Below are 14,873 nucleotides of genomic sequence, written 5' to 3' on the forward strand. Positions count from 1 at the left end.
TGTTCTTCTCGCGATTTCCTCTCGCCACACTCGACCTCAGGGACGAAACACCCCATCTCAAAACCGTCAGGGATGTCTCCGTACACCTGTCAAACATCTCTCCAGTCTGAACAGGGGGCAAAGCCCCCTACTCCTCTCGCAGCCAGAGCGGGTTCTTCAGCTTCCCCAGAAACGCCTTGTGCGCTTCCTCGCGTTCCGGCGGCACCATGATGGGCAGCAGCGAGCGTTCCTTGCGTTCTTCCGTCACCAGCACTTCGGTGGCGCCGTTGCTCATCAGGGTCAGGCCCGGCTGGCGGCCGCCGCGCAGTTCCAGATAGACCTGCGCCAGCAGCTTCACGTCCAGCAGCGCGTTGTGGGTCGTGCGTTCGGACAGGTCCACGTCGAAGCGCCGGCACAGAGCGTCCAGGCTGTTGGGCATGCCGGGGAAGCGCTTCTTGGCCAGGGCCAGGCTGTCGATCATCCGCCCGGGGTCCAGCGGCGGGCGGTTCAGGCGCTTCAGCTCCGCGTCCAGATGGCCGAAGTCGAAGGGCGCGTTGTGGGCGATGATGGGCGCGTCGCCCATGAACTCCAGCCAGGGGTCCACGATATCCGCGAACAGCGGGGCGTTTTCCACATCGGCGTTGCTGAAGCCATGGATGCGCGTGGCGTCCGGCGGGATGTCCCGCTGCGGGTTGATCAGCGTGTGATAGTGCCGGCCGGTGGGCAGCAGGTTCACCAGCTCGATCGCCGCGATCTCGATCACGCGGTGGCCCTCGCGGGTCTCGATGCCGGTGGTTTCGGTATCCAGCACGATCTCGCGTGTCATGCGCGCATCTCCCTGACCAGTTTACGGATGGCGCGGTCGGTGAGGTGGCGGCTGGTGCCGGTCTCGATCACCACATCGGCGCGGCGGCGCTTCTCGGCGTCCGGGGTCTGGCGGGCCAGGATGGCGCGGAAGCGTTCCTCCGTCATGCCCGGGCGGCGCAGCACGCGCCAGCGCTGGATGGCGGCGGGGGCCGAGACCACCACCACCGCGTCGAATTCATGGCCGCGCCGGGTTTCGAACAGCAGCGGGATGTCCAGCACCACCAGGCGCTGACGGTCGCGCCGGGCGCGGGCCAGGAAGCGCCGCTGCTCCTGCCGGACCAGCGGGTGGATGATGCGCTCCAGCACCTTCAGCGCGTCGGGCCGGCCCAGCACGGCGCGGCGCAGGGATTCGCGGTGCACGGCGCCGTCGCGCACCGCCTCGGGGAAGGCCGCGGCGATGGGCGGCACCGCGCGGCCGCCCTTGGCCTGCAGCGCGTGCACGGCGGCGTCGGCGTCGAACACCCGCACGCCTCGGCGGCGGAAGCTGCGGCTGGCGGTGGATTTGCCCATGCCGATGCCGCCCGTCAGGCCCAGCACCTTCATCGGGCGGGGATATCCCCGGCGACCGCCGCTTCCAGCGCCGCATCCACCACGGGGTCGGCGCCGAACCAGGCGCGGAAGCCCGGGCGGGCCTGGTGCAGCAGCATGCCCAGGCCCGGCACCACCGCCAGCCCGCGCGCGCGGGCGGCCGTGATCAGCGCGGTTTCCAGCGGCACATAGACGGCATCCGCCACCACCGCATGGGCGGGCAGCGGCGTCAGGTCGATGTCCAGCGGCGGCTGGCCCGTCATGCCCAGGCTGGTGGTGTTCACCAGCAGGGCGGCGCCGGAAAGCGGGGCCTCTGTGGCCACGCTGACGGGCCCGCCCAACGCATCGGCCAGGGCCTGGGCCCGGGCGGCGGTGCGGTTCACCAGCACCAGCTCCGGCACGCCGGCATCCAGCAGGGCGGCGGCGATGGCGCGCGCGGCGCCGCCGGCACCCAGAAGCACCGCGGGGCCGGCCCCGGGGCGCCAGCCGGGCGCGTGGGCGCGCAGGTTCTCCATGAAGCCATAGCCGTCGGTGTTGCTGCCCAGGATACGGCCATCGCGGAACACCAGCGTGTTCACCGCCCCCGCGCGCTCGGCGGCCGCGTCGCGCTCGTCGCACAGGGCGAAGGCGGCCTCCTTGTGCGGGATGGTCACGTTGGCGCCCGCGAATCCGGCCGCCATCACCCCGCGCACGGCCGCCGCGAAATCCTCGGGCGGGGTGGGCAGCGGGATATAGGCGCCATCGATGCCGTGGCGGTCCAGCCAGTGATTGTGCAGCAAGGGGCTGCGAGAATGGCCCACGGGCCAGCCGAATACGCCGGCGACCCGGGCCTTGCCAGTGATGCGTCCCATGCGCGCAAGTGAACCCGGCGCGGCGGGCCGGTCAACCGGGGTGGACCTCCCGCCCCGGGCGCGGCGAGCGCCAGCCCAGAATGGCGGCCAGCGGCAACAGCCAGATCACCCGCGCCTGATAGCGATGATGCGGCATCGAGAGCGCCCCGGTGATGGCCGCATTGGCCGTGATGCCCACCAGCACGCACAGCACCAGCCCCAGCCGCACCCGGTCCCCGGCCATATGCGCGCGCCACCAGCCCAGCAGGGCGAAGGGCACGGCCAGCAGCACCAGCCAGGGCTGCGGCCAGGTCAGCCGCGCCGCCACCTCAGGCAGCCGGCCATCGAATTGCAGCGAATCGCGGAAGCGCCGCTGCTCGGCCGCCGGGAATTCGCCCTGGCGCAGGCGCAGCCCCACCGTCACGTCCAGATAATCGGGGATCAGCGCATCCCCCACCCGGCTCAAGGCCATCTGCGCCAGCGCGTTGCGGGCCGCGAGCGCCGCCACCTCCAGCGGGTAGCGCCGGATGGTCAGGGCCACGATGTCGCTGGCCTCCGGCGCCAGGGAGATCGGCCCGCCGGGCTGCGCGCCATCCGTGCGCGGGGCCCAGACCGGGCCCTCCGCGCTCCAGAGGAAATTGTCCGAATCGGTGGGCAGGCGCCCCACCCAGGGGCACAGGTGCAGGGGCCGGCCGGCCGCGCATTCCTGCTCGATCACCCGCGCCGCCGGGCCATCGGCCACCAGCCGCGCCAGCGCGAAGACACTGCCATAGGGCGAGATGGCCAGCCGCCCATGCCCCGCCAGATTGGTGCCCAGCAGCGCCAGCAGGGCGACCCCCAGCGGCGCCGCCACCCGCAGCACCGCCCCCCACCGCCGCGCCGTCAGCGCCACCAGCAGGATCAGCGCCGCCGCCAGCGGCAGATGCGCCAGGTGCACCGCCGCCGCGAAGCCGCCCAGCAGCGTCAGCCACGCCAGCAGCCAGCCGCGCGGCTGGGTGAAGCCCAGCAGGAACAGGCACAGCACCAGCACCGGCGCGAAGATGTCAGGCATCAGCAGCGACACCACCCAGGGCAGGCTGGTGCCCGCCGCCAACACCGCGCACAGCCCCGCATGCGCCCGCCAGCCGGCGCCCGGCCACACCGCCCGCCCCGCCAGCCACAGCAGGTGCGAGACGATCAGCGCCTGCGCCAGCAGCGGCCCCCACAGGCTGACGCGCCAGTGGAACAGATGCAGGAACGGCCCATACAGATAGGGTTTGTCCCACACCATCAGCGGCAGGATGGTCTGCGCCATGAAGGCGCCGGTATCGCTGAACAGGATGGGATAGCCATTCAGCAGCGCCGGCCAGATCAGCAGCAGCGCGCCGAGGACAATCACCATCGCGCGGCGGCGGCCTCGTCCTCGGCCTTGGCCTCGACCCAACGCTCGGTGCCGTCGGCGAATTCCTCGCGCTTCCAGAAGGGCGCGCTGGTCTTCAGCCAGTCGATCAGGAAGGCGCAGGATTCCAGCGCCGCCGCGCGGTGGGCACTGGCCGTCAGCACCAGCACGATGGGCGCGCCCGGCAGCATGCGGCCATAGCGGTGGATGACGGTGCAGCCGGTCAGCGGCCAGCGCCGCATGGCCTGGCGGGCGATGTCCTCCAGCGCGCGCTCGGTCATGCCGGGGTAGTGTTCCAGCACCATGGCGGCCAGACCGTCATCGGCGCGGCAGATGCCGGTAAAGCTGGCGATGCCGCCCACATCCTGGCGGCCGGCCGCCAGCGCGGCGCTTTCGGCGGCCGGGTCGAACGCGGCTTCCTGCACGCGCACGGTCAGCATCTCAGCCGCCGGTCACGGGGGGGAAGAACGCCACCTCGTCATTCGCGGCCACCAGGGCCGTGGGGCCCGCGAAATCCTGGTTCACGGCGGCGCGGATCTGGCGCGGGTTGGCGAAGGCATCGGCATGGCCCGGGCTGCGGGTGGCGAGCCACGCCATCAGCCCGGCCACATCGCGCACCTCCGCCGGGGGCGAGAGCTTTTCCTCCGCCACCCCCACCTTTTGCCGCACCCAGGCGAAATAGAGCAGCTTCATCGGATCAGCGCGGGGGCGTGATCACCTGCTCCGCCGGCTCACCGGGGCGCTGGATCACACGGACATTGCCGTCCTGGAACACGACCGAGCCCTGGCCAGCGGGGCCGGTGCCCGTGCTGATGCGCGGGGTGACCGGCGCGGTCACCACCGGGCCCGAGGCCGTGTTCAGCGTGGAGGAAGCGGGCGGGCGGCGGTATTCCGGCGCGCCGGGCACGCTGGCCTGCGGGGCGGGGGCGGGCTGGCCCGGAAGGGTTTCCAGCGCGGCGCCGCTGCCGGGGCGGCGCTGGGGCACCTGCACGGGGGCGGTGCCGCCCTCCGGCCGATAGCTGGGGATGCCGCGCAGCGCCTCATCGGGGTTGGCCAGGGTGGCGCGGGGGCCCTCGGCGGCGGGCCACACATTGCCCTCCTCCTCGTGCAGCGCCTCATTGCCGCCGGCGCCGCCGCCCTGGCGGACGCGCTGCACCGTCAGGCTTTCGGGCGCCACGTTGGCGGCGCTGGACCCGCCCCAGGGCGCGCCGACGCGGCCACCGAAACTGGCCATGCCATCCAGCGCGCCGCCGATCACGCGGTCGGCCGGGGCGCAGGCCGAAAGGGCCAGGGCCAGAGTCAGCGCCAAAGGAGCCATGCTGTTCAGCGTGCGGTTGCGCGTCATCTCGGGCCTCATGCTGCCAATCCTTGCAAGAATGTGTCGCCCAGGGCGGAAGCTCAAGGCCGGTTGCGATGACGATCTGTGTCGGCCGCGGCGTGGCGCAAGCCCGACACCCAATAATCCCATCCGGTGATCAGCGTCAGCGCCGCCGCCACCCACAGCATCGCCTCCCCGATCATGGAGATCGGCAGCATGCCGAGGCCGATCACGGCCGCCCCGCTGTCGCCCGCCAGCAGCACGCCCAGCGCGCCCATCTGGAAGCCGGTCTTCCACTTGGCCAGCCGCGTGACCGGCATCCGCACCCGCAGCCCGGCCAGGTATTCCCGGAGGCCGGAGACCAAAATCTCCCGCAGCATGATCACGATGGCCGCGATCAGCGCGCGGTCCGGCAGGCGGTCGCAGCCCACCAGCACCATCAGCGAGGCACCGACCAGCAGCTTGTCCGCGATCGGGTCCAGCATCACCCCGAAGCCGGAGATGATGCCGCGGTCCCGCGCGATCTTGCCATCGTAATAGTCGGTGATGCCGGCGGCCGCGAACACCGCGCAGGCCGCCAGGTCCGCCCAGGGGGCGCGCAACAGCACCAGCAGCACCAGCAGCGGGATCGCCACGATGCGCGACATGGTCAGAAGGTTGGGCAGGCTCAACAGCACCCCACCGCAATAGCGCAGCATCGCGGCACCCACCACCCGGCACGGCACGAATATGAAACGACGCGCGCCCCTCAGGCGGGGTGGAAGTGCTCGAAGATGCGTTTGGCCAGCCCCTGGCCGATGCCGGGGCAGTTCACCAGATCCTCCAGCCCCGCATTGCGCACCCCGCGCGCGGAGCCGAAATGGTTCAGCAGCTTGCGCTTCACCAGGGCGCCCACGCCGGGCACCTCATCCAGCTCGCTTTTGACCAGCGCCTTGGACCGGCCGGCGCGGTGGGTGGTGATCACGAAGCGGTGGGCCTCGTCGCGCAGCCGCTGCAGGTAGTACAGCACCGGGTCGCGCGGAGGCAGCTGGAAGGCCTCGCGCCCGTCCATGTGGAACCATTCGCGCCCGGCGTCGCGGTCCACGCCCTTGGCCACGGCGACCACGGGGATATCGTCCACCCCCAGCTCCGCCATCACCGACCGCACGGACGAAAGCTGCCCCGCGCCGCCGTCGATCAGCAGCAGGTCGGGCCAGGATTCGCCCGCGCGGGTGGGGTCTTCCTTCAGCGCGCGGGCGAAGCGGCGTTCCAGCATCTCCCGCATCATGGCGAAGTCATCGCCGCCCTTGGCGTCGCGGATGGAGAATTTGCGATAGGCCGATTTCATGAAGCCGCCGGCCCCCGCCACGATCATGGCGCCATAGGCGTTGGCACCCTGGATGTGGCTGTTGTCATAGACCTCGATGCGGCTGGGGGTGTCCGGCAGGCCGAACAGCGCCGCCACCCCTTCCAGCAGCGCGCCCTGGGCGGTCGATTCGGCCAGGCGGCGCTCCAGCGCCTCCCGCGCGTTGGTCTCGGCGTGTTCGACAGCCGCGCGCTTGTCGCCGCGCTGGGGGCGGTGCAGCTCGACCTTCCGGCCGGCCTTGATGCCCAGCGCCTCGGCCAGCAGGGGGGCCTCGGGCGGCTCGTGGCTCAGCAGCACCAGGGGCGGCGGGGGCAGGTCCTCATACAGCTGGCCCAGGAAGCTGCCCATCACCTCCTCCGGCGTGATGTCCGCCTTGGCGTGGCTGAGGAAATAGGGCCGGTTGCCGTTGTTGCGTCCGCCCCGGAAGAAGAACACCTGCACGCAGCTCTGCCCCGCGGCCATGTGCAGGGCGACGACATCGGCATCGCCCACCCCTTCCATGTTGATGCGGCTGCTGCCCTGGATGTGCGTCAGGCCCCGGATGCGGTCGCGCAAGGACGCCGCGCGCTCGAATTCCAGCGCCTCGGCGGCCTGTTCCATCTCGGCGGCCAGGCGCTTCTGGATGGAGGGGGTCTCGCCCGCCAGGAACTGCTTGGCCTCGCGCACCAGCTCCCCGTACTCCTCGCGGCTCACGCGCTCCACGCAGGGGGCGGAGCAGCGCTTGATCTGGAACAGCAGGCAGGGGCGGTCGCGGCTGTCGAACACCGTGTCGCGGCAGGTGCGCAGCAGGAACACGCGCTGCAGCGCCGTGATGGTCTGGTTCACCGCCCAGGCGCTGGCGAAGGGGCCGAAATAGGCGGCACCCTTCCGCCGCTCCCCCCGGTGCTTGGCGATCTGGGGAAAGGGGTGGTCCTCGCTCAGCATCAGCCAGGGATAGGATTTGTCGTCCCTGAGCACGATGTTGAAGCGCGGCCGCAGCTTCTTGATCAGGTTGGCTTCGAGCAGCAGCGCCTCGGCCTCGCTGGCCGTGGTGATGATTTCCAGCCGCCGGGTCTCGAACACCATCCGCCGCAGCCGTTCCGGCAGGCGGGCGACCTGGGTGTAGGTGGTCACGCGCCGGCGCAGCGCCCGCGCCTTGCCGACATAGAGCGCCTCTCCGCGCGCATCGAGCATGCGGTACACGCCAGGCGAGAGCGGCAGGGTGGGCAGCGCCGCCTCCAGCACCGCAAGGCCCTGCATGACGGGCGCGGTCTGCTCTGGCGTTTCGTCCGGGGGGGTGCTGTCGGGCATCGGGTCCGTCATGTGGCGGGGCTTTGCAGGCGGCTCAAGGGTTTGCGAGACGGGGTGTGAGTTCTCCACGGTTTCTGTGGATAACCCTGTGGGATATTTTTGGAGGGAGCCGCGAAAATGGCGGCCATCCGCCATTCCTTTGTTACTGCCCACTTTTTGGGCGCAGGTGTTAACCTGTTGATTTACATCAATTTTTACCCAAGGTAGAATTGTGAAGGGCGTTCCATGTTACACAAACCCCTTGATTTCACCCCGGGCTTGAAGCAGCCGGCCGCGCAGTGGACGAATTGCGGACTCGGTCAAGCCCCGCGCCTGTGATTTTTCAAGCCCTTGTCCGTTCGATGACAACGCCCACGCTGCGCACGTCCGGAAAGGCGTCCGGCTTCTCGATCGTCACGCGGGCCACGGCCACGCGCGGGTCCTGCAGGGCGGCGGCCGCGATGGTCTCGGCCAGGGTCTCCACCAGCAGCACATGGCCGGTGGCGACCACCCCGCGCGCGGCGTGCACCACCGCCTGGTAATCCACCACCCGCTCCAGCGCGTCGGGGCCGATGCCCTCGGGCGCGCTCTCGTCGTACACCTCCAGCTCCACCCCCACGACGATGGTCTGGGGCGATGCCTTTTCATGGGGATGAATGCCCAGCCGGGCCGTCAGCTCCAGCCCGCGCACGAACACCAGGCGGGTGCGGCGATGGGCACTCGGCGCGTCGATCATGCCAGCAGCCCCCCCGCCACCGGAAACGCCACATCCCGGCCCCGCCGGCGCAACCTCTGGCCCGAATCCACCACCATCACCTCTCCGGTCGTGCTGCGGGCCCGCAGCAGATAGGCCACGGCCTCCGCCACGTCCTGGGGCTCCACGCCCCGTTGCAGCGGGTTGTTGATATGCGCGCAGCGGAAATTCTCGTCCGTCTGGTCGCCCGAGACCAGCACGATCGCGGGGGCCACGCCATTCACGCGAATGCGCGGGGCGTAGGCCAGGGCATGCATCTCCGTCATCCCCAGCAGCCCGTATTTGGACAGCGCATAGGTGAAATAGTCGGGGTTGGGCGCGAACAGCCGGTTGTCCAGCATGTTCACCACCGCGCCCTCGGCGCCCTCCGGCAGGGCCTCGGCGAAGCCTTTCACCAGCAGGGCGGGGGCCAGCAGGTTCACCGCCATGTGGCGCTGGAAGGCCTCGGGCGAGAACGCGCCCGGCTGGTCGTATTCGAACAGGCTGGCATTGTTCACCAGCGCGCCCAGCCCGCCGGCCAGGGCGGCGGCGCGCGCCGGCAGGGCGGCGGCGGCGGCGGCATCGGCCAGGTCGGCCTGGATGGTCCAGGCGCGCGGCAGGCTGGCGGCCAGCGCCTCGGCCTCCGCGGCCGAATCGCGATAATGCAGCACCACGCCCCAGCCCTCAGCCGCCAGGTGCCGCGCGATGGCCGCCCCGATCCGCCGGCCCGCCCCGGTGACCAGCACATTGCCCGGAACCGGGCCCCAATCTGTCTGCATGCCACGCGCCTTTCGCACTGCCCTGCCCCACTCGCCCCGCCGCACTGGCTTGGCCGGCCCCGCCGCGCGGTCCTATATCGCAGGCGCAGCACGCGCCAGCCCCGTAGAAGGAACCACACATGGAGGCCACGACCCTCTTTCCCGAAGGCTACGTCGCCTCTCGCGTCACCGGCATCACGGTGGAAGTGGCCGTGGGCATCCACCCGTGGGAACGCCACCCCGAACGCCCCAACCTGCTGTCGGTGGATGTGGAGATGTACGTGCCCGTCGCCGCCGTGCAGGCCAGCGCCGAAGGCATCGTGGACTACGACCCGATCCGCCGCCTGGTGAAAAGCTGGAACGGCCGCGGCCATGTCGAATACCTGGAAACCCTGGCCGAGGAAGCCCTGACCGAGGCCTTCCGCGACAGCCGCGTGGGCGCGGCCCGCATCCGCATCATGAAACGCCAGATCTTCGCCGAGTCCGAAGGCGCCGGCATCGAACTGTTCCGGCGCCGGCCGGGGTGAGAGGGGGTCCGCCCCCGCCTACCGCGCCAGGCACCAGAACGGCTCCGCCGCGTTGCGGGCGCAGCCTTGCCAGTAGTCGGCGCGGCACAGGGCGTTGTGCATGGTCGTCCACCGGCCGGTCCGCTGGCAGTCGCGCCAATGGGCGGGGCTGGTGGCCTCGCCGTCGAAGAAGATGTTCTGCAACCAGAAATCGCCCAGGGCTTCCAGCGGCGGCAGCATGCGCATGGCCCATTCCCATTTCGCCGGGCGCGCGGGGCGGGCCAGGGCCAGGGCGCCGCGCTCCACCGCGCGGCGGTAGCCGCGCAGGAAGTGCGATTCCAGGCGCACGCCGAAACGGCCGCCCTCGCCGCCGGTGACAACCTCCAGCACCAGGGGTTCGCAAGTGTCGGGCAGCATCAGGGCGGTGGGAAAGGCGAAGGCGGTGCCGGGGAAGGTGCCGGCGCGGGCGAACAGGTCGATCTCGAAGAAATAGGCCACCACGCGCATGCGCGCGGCGACCTGGGCGACATGGGCTTCCTCCTGCCCCGGGGGCACCCGGGCCCATTGGGCGGCGATGGCCTGGCGCACCTGCCCGGCCGCCGCGTGGCCGGGGTCGGTCGCGGCCCAGTGGCGTTCCAGCGGCGGCGCCTGGGTCAGCCCCATGCCCTGGCGCTGCTGGCGCATCAGCCGCGCCAGCGCCTCCGTGGCGCCGGTCGCGCCCCAGGAGACGACATGGACCAGCCGGTGCGGCGCGGCCCACGCGTCGAGGTAGCTCTGCAACAAGAAGCCCACCCCCTGGCTGGCCAGCCCGCCCTGGCTCTGCCCGGTCAGGAACACCTCCCCGCCATCGGGGGCGGCGGCATAATCGGCCGCCTCCGCGATCATCCGCAGCGCGGCGGCGGAGGTATATTGCGCCCGCGCGAAGGTGAGGCCCGAGGCCCAGCCGCGGAAATCCACGTGCTCGAACACATGGGTGCCGGCGATGGCATAGATGCGGTGGCGCGGCAGGCCGGGGCGCGCCTGCAGGGCCAGCGCGGCGAAACCGCTGTAGAGATCGGCGTGCAGGCCGATGATCTCGTAATCCTCCAGCCGGGCGGCGTCCGGCAGGTCCAGCAGGCGGGGTGCCGTGTCGGGGCTTTCGGGCACGCGGATGTCATAGGCGCGGTCGGCGGCGCGCACCGTCGCCTCATCCACCCGCCACAGGGCCGGAATGCCGGAGCGGCGGTCCTGCATCACCGCCGCCGCGTCCACTTCAGGCAAATAGGTGGTGCGGGGGTTGCCGTCCGGGGTGGGCATGTCCCGCAGGTCGCGCAGCAGCAGGCGCAGGTGGAATTCCCGCCCGCCCCGGCTGATCGAGGTCTCCACCCGGTGGCGGGCCAGCACTTCCTCGGCGAAGGGGGCCAGGCGGGCGAAGGCCAGGTTCAGCTCCCGCGCCTGGGCCTGGCCCAGCTGGGCCGCGCTGGCCTCGCAGCGCGCCACCTGGGCGGAGGCACCCGGCAGGCGCGGGTCGTCACGGGGCGGCTGCGCACGCGCGGCCCCCGCCCAGGAGATCAGCAACAGGATCGGAAGGAGGAGGCGCTGCGCGAAAAGGAACATCCGGGCCCTGCATTAGATCATCCCCCCGCCCGGCGATATCGGATGGCCGGCGGCGGATGACCGCGGAAACACTTCGGTACGGCGCGTTCCCACGCGGCGCACCACGGCCCAACGCGGCGCCCATGCAAGCGGTTGCCCCGGCCCGCGGCGCGCGTTACCCATAGTGCCAACAAAGGAAACGTCCATGATCATCACCAAGCGCCGCGCCGCCATGGCCGGTTTCGGCACCCTGCTGGCCGCCCCCGCCGTGCAGGCCCAGGCCCAGGCCCAGGCCCAAGAATGGCACCCGAGCCGCCCGATCCGCCTCATCGTCACCTATCCGCCCGGGGGCGTGAACGACATCGTGGGCCGCATCATCGCGGACCCGATGACGCGCGAGCTGGGCCAGCCCGTGATCGTGGAGAACCGCGCCGGCGCCGGGGGCAATATCGGCACCGTCGCCGCCGCCCAGGCCGAGGCCGACGGCCACACCATCCTGTTCGGCACCACCGCGCTGTTCGGCGTGAACCCCGTGCTCTACACCAATTCCGGCGTGGACGCGGTGCGCGACTTCACGAGCCTCGGCACGATCGGGGAGGTCGCCAACATCCTCTCCGTCATCCCCGGCCGGGTGGAGGCCACGGACCTGCGCGGCTTCATCGCCGAGGCCCGGCGCCGCCCGCTGACCTATGGCTCGGTCGGCAATGGCTCCTCCTCCCACCTCTCGGCCACGGTGTTCCTGCGCATGGCCGGGATCGAGGCGACCCATGTGCCCTATCGCGGTTCCTCGCCGCTGGTGGCGGCGATGCTGGCGAAGGAGGTGGATTTCGGCTTCGACACCACCGCCACCTCCACCGCGCAGATCCGCTCCGGGGCGCTGCGCCCGCTGGCCGTGACCACCACCACCCGCGCCAGCGCCCTGCCGGAGGTGCCGACCATGGCCGAGGCGGGGCTGCCCGGCTACGACCTCGGCATCTGGTTCAACCTGGCGGTGCCCAGGCGCACGCCGGCCAACATCGTGGCCCGCCTGACCGAGGCGCTGGAAAAGAGCCGCACGGCGCAGACCGCCGAACGCCTGCGCACCGCCTTCGTGGAGCCCCTGGCCGTGCCGCGCGCCGAGAACGACAGCTGGGTGGCCGCGAGCGCCACGCGCTGGCAGTCCATCGCGCGGGAAGCCCGGATCGCGCTGGACTGAGGGCCCGCCCCCTCCCATATGATGCGCCGGCAACCCGGACAGCGGCGATGGCGAGCGGATGGGCCCCGGACGGGGCGGTACAGGACCAGATCGACGACACCGTGACGGACGGCGTGTTGCGCGCCCGCGCGATGATCCCGGCCGGCGAGGCCGCAACCCACTGCGAGGAATGCGATGAGGAGATCCCGGAGGCGCGCCGCCGCGCGCTGCCCGGGGTGCGCACCTGCATCGCCTGCCAGTCGGCGCGCGACAGCCGCCCGGCCAGCTTCGGCATCAACCGCCGGGGCAGCAAGGACAGCCAGCTGAAATAGCGCGGCCATTGACCCCTTGGGAGGGGGTTCCTAGCGTGGCCGGGCAGCCGCCCCGAGGAACCCCATGGCCACCCACCGCTTCCGCCCCACCCGCTATTTCAACACCATCGGCACCGCCGAGCCCTGCCTGCGCCTCGCCGATGGCGACACGCTGATCACCGACACCATCGACGCCTCGGGCCTGGACGCGCATGAGGTGGCCGTCGCCAGCCGTCCCAACCCCATGACCGGCCCCTTCTTCATCGAGGGCGCGGAGCCCGGCGACACTCTGGCCGTGCGGATCGAGCGCCTGACGCCCAGCCGCGCCACCGGCTGGACCTACTCCCCCCTCGCCCCCACCGTGCTGGACCCGCCGGCCTTCGCCGCCCAGCCCGCGCGGGAGCGCCATGTGTGGGAGATCGACAGCCCCGCCGGCGTGGTGCGTTTGCAGCAACCCGCGCCGGGGCTGGAGGGCTTCGCCCCCGCCATCGAGCCCATGATCGGCTGCTTCGGCGTGGCGCCCGCGGGCGGGCAGGCGCTGTCCACCGCCACCAGCGCCCAGAATGGCGGCAACATGGACTACCGCCTGTTCGCGCCGGGCACGACGGCCTGGTTCCCCGTCTCGGTTCCCGGCGCGCTGTTCTATCTGGGCGACGGCCACGCCTGCCAGGGCGATGGCGAGATCGTGGGCACCGGCATCGAGACCTCCTTCGAGATGCAGGTCAGCTTCCAGGTGCTGAAGCGCACCATCGCCTGGCCGCGCGGGGAGACGGCGGAGGATATCTTCACCGTCGGCAACGCCCGCCCGCTGGACCAGGCGCTGCAGCACGCCACCACGGAAATGGTGCGCTGGCTGGGCGAGGATTACGGTCTGGATGCGCGCTCCGCGAGCCATCTGCTGGGGCAGGTAGTGCGCTATGATGTGGGCAATGTGTTCAACCCGGCCTTCACGGTGGCGTGCCGGGTGGCCAAGAAGTGGCTGACCAAGGGGTGATGGGACACGAGGGGGGGGGCAAAGCCCCTCTCGGAGCGCCATGGACGCCCAAGCCCCACCCGGCTAGGCAGCCCCCAAGCCTCACGTCGCATCGGACCCTCGCATGACCTCGCTCCCCATCCTCGCCACCCACAGCGGCAAGTTCCACTGCGACGAGGTCTTCGCCTATGCCGTGCTGCGCCTGGCGCTCGGCCTGAGCACGGCGGGGCAGGACCACATCCTGCTGCGCACCCGCAAGCAGGAGCTGATCGACAGCGCCGCCATCGTCTGGGATGTGGGCTTCACCTTCGACGCCGCCGCGAACCGGTTCGACCACCACCAGCGCGGCGCGCCCCTGCGCGCGGATGGCACGCCCTTCTCCTCCGCCGGGCTGGTCTGGCAGGTGTATGGGGAACGCGCGGTGGCCGCCCTGCTGCGGCAGTCGGGGGCCGAGGCCTTCGCCCCCGCCATCGCGGCCGAGCTGGACAACACGATCGTGCGCAGCATCGACGAGAACGACAATGGCGTGGCGGCCGACGGCCCGGTGCGGCGGGACGCGCTGGGCCTGGCCGCGCTGATCGGCGACTGCAACCCCACCTGGGACCACCCGGCCGCCAATGGCCCCACAGCGGGCGACACGGCTTTCCAGGAGGCCGCCGCCCTTGCGCTGGATGTGCTGCGCCGCCGGGTGGAGAACCTGCGCGCCCGCCTGGCCGCCGAGGCCATCGTGCTGGCCGCCCACGCGGCGAGCGAGGACCCGCGCCTGCTGGTGCTGGACCGCGGCATGCCCTGGAAGAACGTGGTGTTCACCCACGACCTGCCGGTGCTGTTCGGGGTCTCCCCGGCCTCCAACGGCAATTGGATGGTGGATACGGTGCCGCCGGAGCCCGGCTCCTTCGCGCAGCGCCTGCCGCTGCCGGAAGCCTGGGCAGGGCTGGACGCGGAAGCACTGGCCGCCGTCAGCGGCGTGCCGGATGCGGTGTTCGTGCACCTGCGCCGCTTCGTGGGCGCCGCGAAATCACGCGAAGGCGCGCTGGAAATGGCGCGCAAGGCGCTGGCTGGGGTTTAGGGAGGGCTGCTCAGGGGCTTTGCCCCCGAACCCCCACCGAGGGGCTCTGCCCCTCGGCTCCCCGCCAAAGGCCGAAAGGCCCTTGGAACCCATCAGATTGGCGCCTTACCTTGCCAGGCTAGGTGCCATTTTCATTAGGGCTTGTTGAGATTTAGATCTTTCCTGGTGACGTGTGTTTATGATTCACGCTTTGGATGACGCAGCGTTTGGTTTTGAGTGACGAGCAATGGGCGAAGATGTCGCCGCATTGCCTGGGCAAG

General features: G+C 71.2%; 17 protein-coding genes. 5 read left to right on the forward strand and 12 right to left on the reverse strand.

The genetic code is table 11. The features are described from left to right. Positions 1-127 precede the first annotated feature (127 nt). From dnaQ to GT007_RS20975, 11 genes are all read right to left on the reverse strand, one after another. Positions 128-805 (reverse strand): DNA polymerase III subunit epsilon, encoded by a 678-nt coding sequence (gene dnaQ / locus GT007_RS20925; RefSeq protein ID WP_160123615.1) that lies wholly within the window; start codon positions 803-805, stop codon positions 128-130. After that, complete coding sequence (gene coaE / locus GT007_RS20930; RefSeq protein WP_160123616.1) at positions 802-1,389, reverse strand: dephospho-CoA kinase; 588 nt, start codon at positions 1,387-1,389, stop codon at positions 802-804. Before coaE ends, dnaQ begins: the two co-directional genes overlap by 4 nt. Beyond that, positions 1,386-2,225 carry a shikimate dehydrogenase gene (locus GT007_RS20935; protein WP_160123617.1) on the reverse strand — a complete coding sequence of 280 codons (840 nt, stop codon included), beginning with the start codon at positions 2,223-2,225 and terminating at the stop codon, positions 1,386-1,388. Before GT007_RS20935 ends, coaE begins: the two co-directional genes overlap by 4 nt. A gap of 31 nt (positions 2,226-2,256) precedes the next feature. After that, a complete protein-coding gene (locus GT007_RS20940) occupies positions 2,257-3,585 on the reverse strand; it encodes a hypothetical protein (RefSeq protein WP_160123618.1) in 1,329 nt (442 codons plus the stop codon). Continuing rightward, positions 3,579-4,022: a molybdenum cofactor biosynthesis protein MoaE gene (locus GT007_RS20945; protein ID WP_160123619.1), complete on the reverse strand. Its 444-nt coding sequence runs from the start codon at positions 4,020-4,022 to the stop codon at positions 3,579-3,581. The genes GT007_RS20940 and GT007_RS20945 overlap by 7 nt, the downstream gene beginning before the upstream one ends. A 1-nt stretch (position 4,023) precedes the next feature. After that, positions 4,024-4,275, reverse strand: coding sequence for a molybdopterin converting factor subunit 1 (moaD, locus tag GT007_RS20950; protein WP_160123620.1), 252 nt, complete (start codon positions 4,273-4,275; stop codon positions 4,024-4,026). 4 nt (positions 4,276-4,279) lie between these two features. Further along, on the reverse strand, positions 4,280-4,939 hold the full coding sequence (locus tag GT007_RS20955; RefSeq protein WP_160123621.1) for a hypothetical protein: 660 nt from the start codon (positions 4,937-4,939) through the stop codon (positions 4,280-4,282). A 41-nt stretch (positions 4,940-4,980) separates the two neighbouring features. Continuing rightward, a complete protein-coding gene (pgsA, locus tag GT007_RS20960; protein WP_160123631.1) occupies positions 4,981-5,577 on the reverse strand; it encodes a CDP-diacylglycerol--glycerol-3-phosphate 3-phosphatidyltransferase in 597 nt (198 codons plus the stop codon). Positions 5,578-5,648: 71 nt separating this feature from the next. Then, a complete protein-coding gene (uvrC, locus tag GT007_RS20965) occupies positions 5,649-7,535 on the reverse strand; it encodes an excinuclease ABC subunit UvrC (protein WP_160123622.1) in 1,887 nt (628 codons plus the stop codon). Between the two features lie 322 nt (positions 7,536-7,857). Then, entirely contained in the window at positions 7,858-8,250 is a 393-nt protein-coding gene (gene folB, locus GT007_RS20970) for a dihydroneopterin aldolase (RefSeq protein WP_160123623.1), read from the reverse strand. Continuing rightward, entirely contained in the window at positions 8,247-9,026 is a 780-nt protein-coding gene (locus GT007_RS20975) for an SDR family oxidoreductase (RefSeq protein WP_160123624.1), read from the reverse strand. The genes folB and GT007_RS20975 overlap by 4 nt, the downstream gene beginning before the upstream one ends. A 119-nt stretch (positions 9,027-9,145) precedes the next feature. On the opposite strand from GT007_RS20975, the gene GT007_RS20980 reads away from it, so the two are divergent. Next, positions 9,146-9,532 (forward strand): dihydroneopterin aldolase, encoded by a 387-nt coding sequence (locus GT007_RS20980; RefSeq protein WP_160123625.1) that lies wholly within the window; start codon positions 9,146-9,148, stop codon positions 9,530-9,532. Positions 9,533-9,550: 18 nt separating this feature from the next. Here the strand turns inward: GT007_RS20980 and GT007_RS20985 are convergent, their stop codons facing one another. Further along, a complete protein-coding gene (locus tag GT007_RS20985) occupies positions 9,551-11,107 on the reverse strand; it encodes a hypothetical protein (RefSeq protein ID WP_160123626.1) in 1,557 nt (518 codons plus the stop codon). A gap of 184 nt (positions 11,108-11,291) precedes the next feature. Between GT007_RS20985 and GT007_RS20990 the strand changes: the two genes are divergently transcribed. The 4 genes from GT007_RS20990 to GT007_RS21005 all read left to right on the forward strand — a co-directional run bounded on the left by GT007_RS20990 (position 11,292) and on the right by GT007_RS21005 (position 14,613). After that, positions 11,292-12,281, forward strand: coding sequence for a Bug family tripartite tricarboxylate transporter substrate binding protein (locus GT007_RS20990; protein WP_160123627.1), 990 nt, complete (start codon positions 11,292-11,294; stop codon positions 12,279-12,281). A 47-nt stretch (positions 12,282-12,328) separates the two neighbouring features. After that, a complete protein-coding gene (locus GT007_RS20995; protein ID WP_160123628.1) occupies positions 12,329-12,592 on the forward strand; it encodes a DksA/TraR family C4-type zinc finger protein in 264 nt (87 codons plus the stop codon). Positions 12,593-12,656: 64 nt separating this feature from the next. Next, positions 12,657-13,565, forward strand: coding sequence for an acetamidase/formamidase family protein (locus tag GT007_RS21000; protein ID WP_160123629.1), 909 nt, complete (start codon positions 12,657-12,659; stop codon positions 13,563-13,565). Between the two features lie 103 nt (positions 13,566-13,668). Further along, positions 13,669-14,613 (forward strand): MYG1 family protein, encoded by a 945-nt coding sequence (locus GT007_RS21005; protein ID WP_160123630.1) that lies wholly within the window; start codon positions 13,669-13,671, stop codon positions 14,611-14,613. Positions 14,614-14,873 lie beyond the last annotated feature (260 nt).

Source organism: Rhodovarius lipocyclicus (assembly GCF_009900765.1).
GTDB lineage: Bacteria > Pseudomonadota > Alphaproteobacteria > Acetobacterales > Acetobacteraceae > Rhodovarius > Rhodovarius lipocyclicus.

Bases quoted from the DNA above. Each gene is read 5' to 3' on its own strand.
- dnaQ (WP_160123615.1), bottom strand. From the start codon at position 805: ATGACACGCGAGATCGTGCTGGATACCGAAACCACCGGCATCGAGACC.
- coaE (WP_160123616.1), bottom strand. From the start codon at position 1,389: ATGAAGGTGCTGGGCCTGACGGGCGGCATCGGCATGGGCAAATCCACC.
- GT007_RS20935 (WP_160123617.1), bottom strand. From the start codon at position 2,225: ATGGGACGCATCACTGGCAAGGCCCGGGTCGCCGGCGTATTCGGCTGG.
- GT007_RS20940 (WP_160123618.1), bottom strand. From the start codon at position 3,585: ATGGTGATTGTCCTCGGCGCGCTGCTGCTGATCTGGCCGGCGCTGCTG.
- GT007_RS20945 (WP_160123619.1), bottom strand. From the start codon at position 4,022: ATGCTGACCGTGCGCGTGCAGGAAGCCGCGTTCGACCCGGCCGCCGAA.
- moaD (WP_160123620.1), bottom strand. From the start codon at position 4,275: ATGAAGCTGCTCTATTTCGCCTGGGTGCGGCAAAAGGTGGGGGTGGCG.
- GT007_RS20955 (WP_160123621.1), bottom strand. From the start codon at position 4,939: ATGAGGCCCGAGATGACGCGCAACCGCACGCTGAACAGCATGGCTCCT.
- uvrC (WP_160123622.1), bottom strand. From the start codon at position 7,535: ATGCCCGACAGCACCCCCCCGGACGAAACGCCAGAGCAGACCGCGCCC.
- folB (WP_160123623.1), bottom strand. From the start codon at position 8,250: ATGATCGACGCGCCGAGTGCCCATCGCCGCACCCGCCTGGTGTTCGTG.
- GT007_RS20975 (WP_160123624.1), bottom strand. From the start codon at position 9,026: ATGCAGACAGATTGGGGCCCGGTTCCGGGCAATGTGCTGGTCACCGGG.
- GT007_RS20980 (WP_160123625.1), top strand. From the start codon at position 9,146: ATGGAGGCCACGACCCTCTTTCCCGAAGGCTACGTCGCCTCTCGCGTC.
- GT007_RS20985 (WP_160123626.1), bottom strand. From the start codon at position 11,107: ATGTTCCTTTTCGCGCAGCGCCTCCTCCTTCCGATCCTGTTGCTGATC.
- GT007_RS20990 (WP_160123627.1), top strand. From the start codon at position 11,292: ATGATCATCACCAAGCGCCGCGCCGCCATGGCCGGTTTCGGCACCCTG.
- GT007_RS20995 (WP_160123628.1), top strand. From the start codon at position 12,329: ATGGCGAGCGGATGGGCCCCGGACGGGGCGGTACAGGACCAGATCGAC.
- GT007_RS21000 (WP_160123629.1), top strand. From the start codon at position 12,657: ATGGCCACCCACCGCTTCCGCCCCACCCGCTATTTCAACACCATCGGC.
- GT007_RS21005 (WP_160123630.1), top strand. From the start codon at position 13,669: ATGACCTCGCTCCCCATCCTCGCCACCCACAGCGGCAAGTTCCACTGC.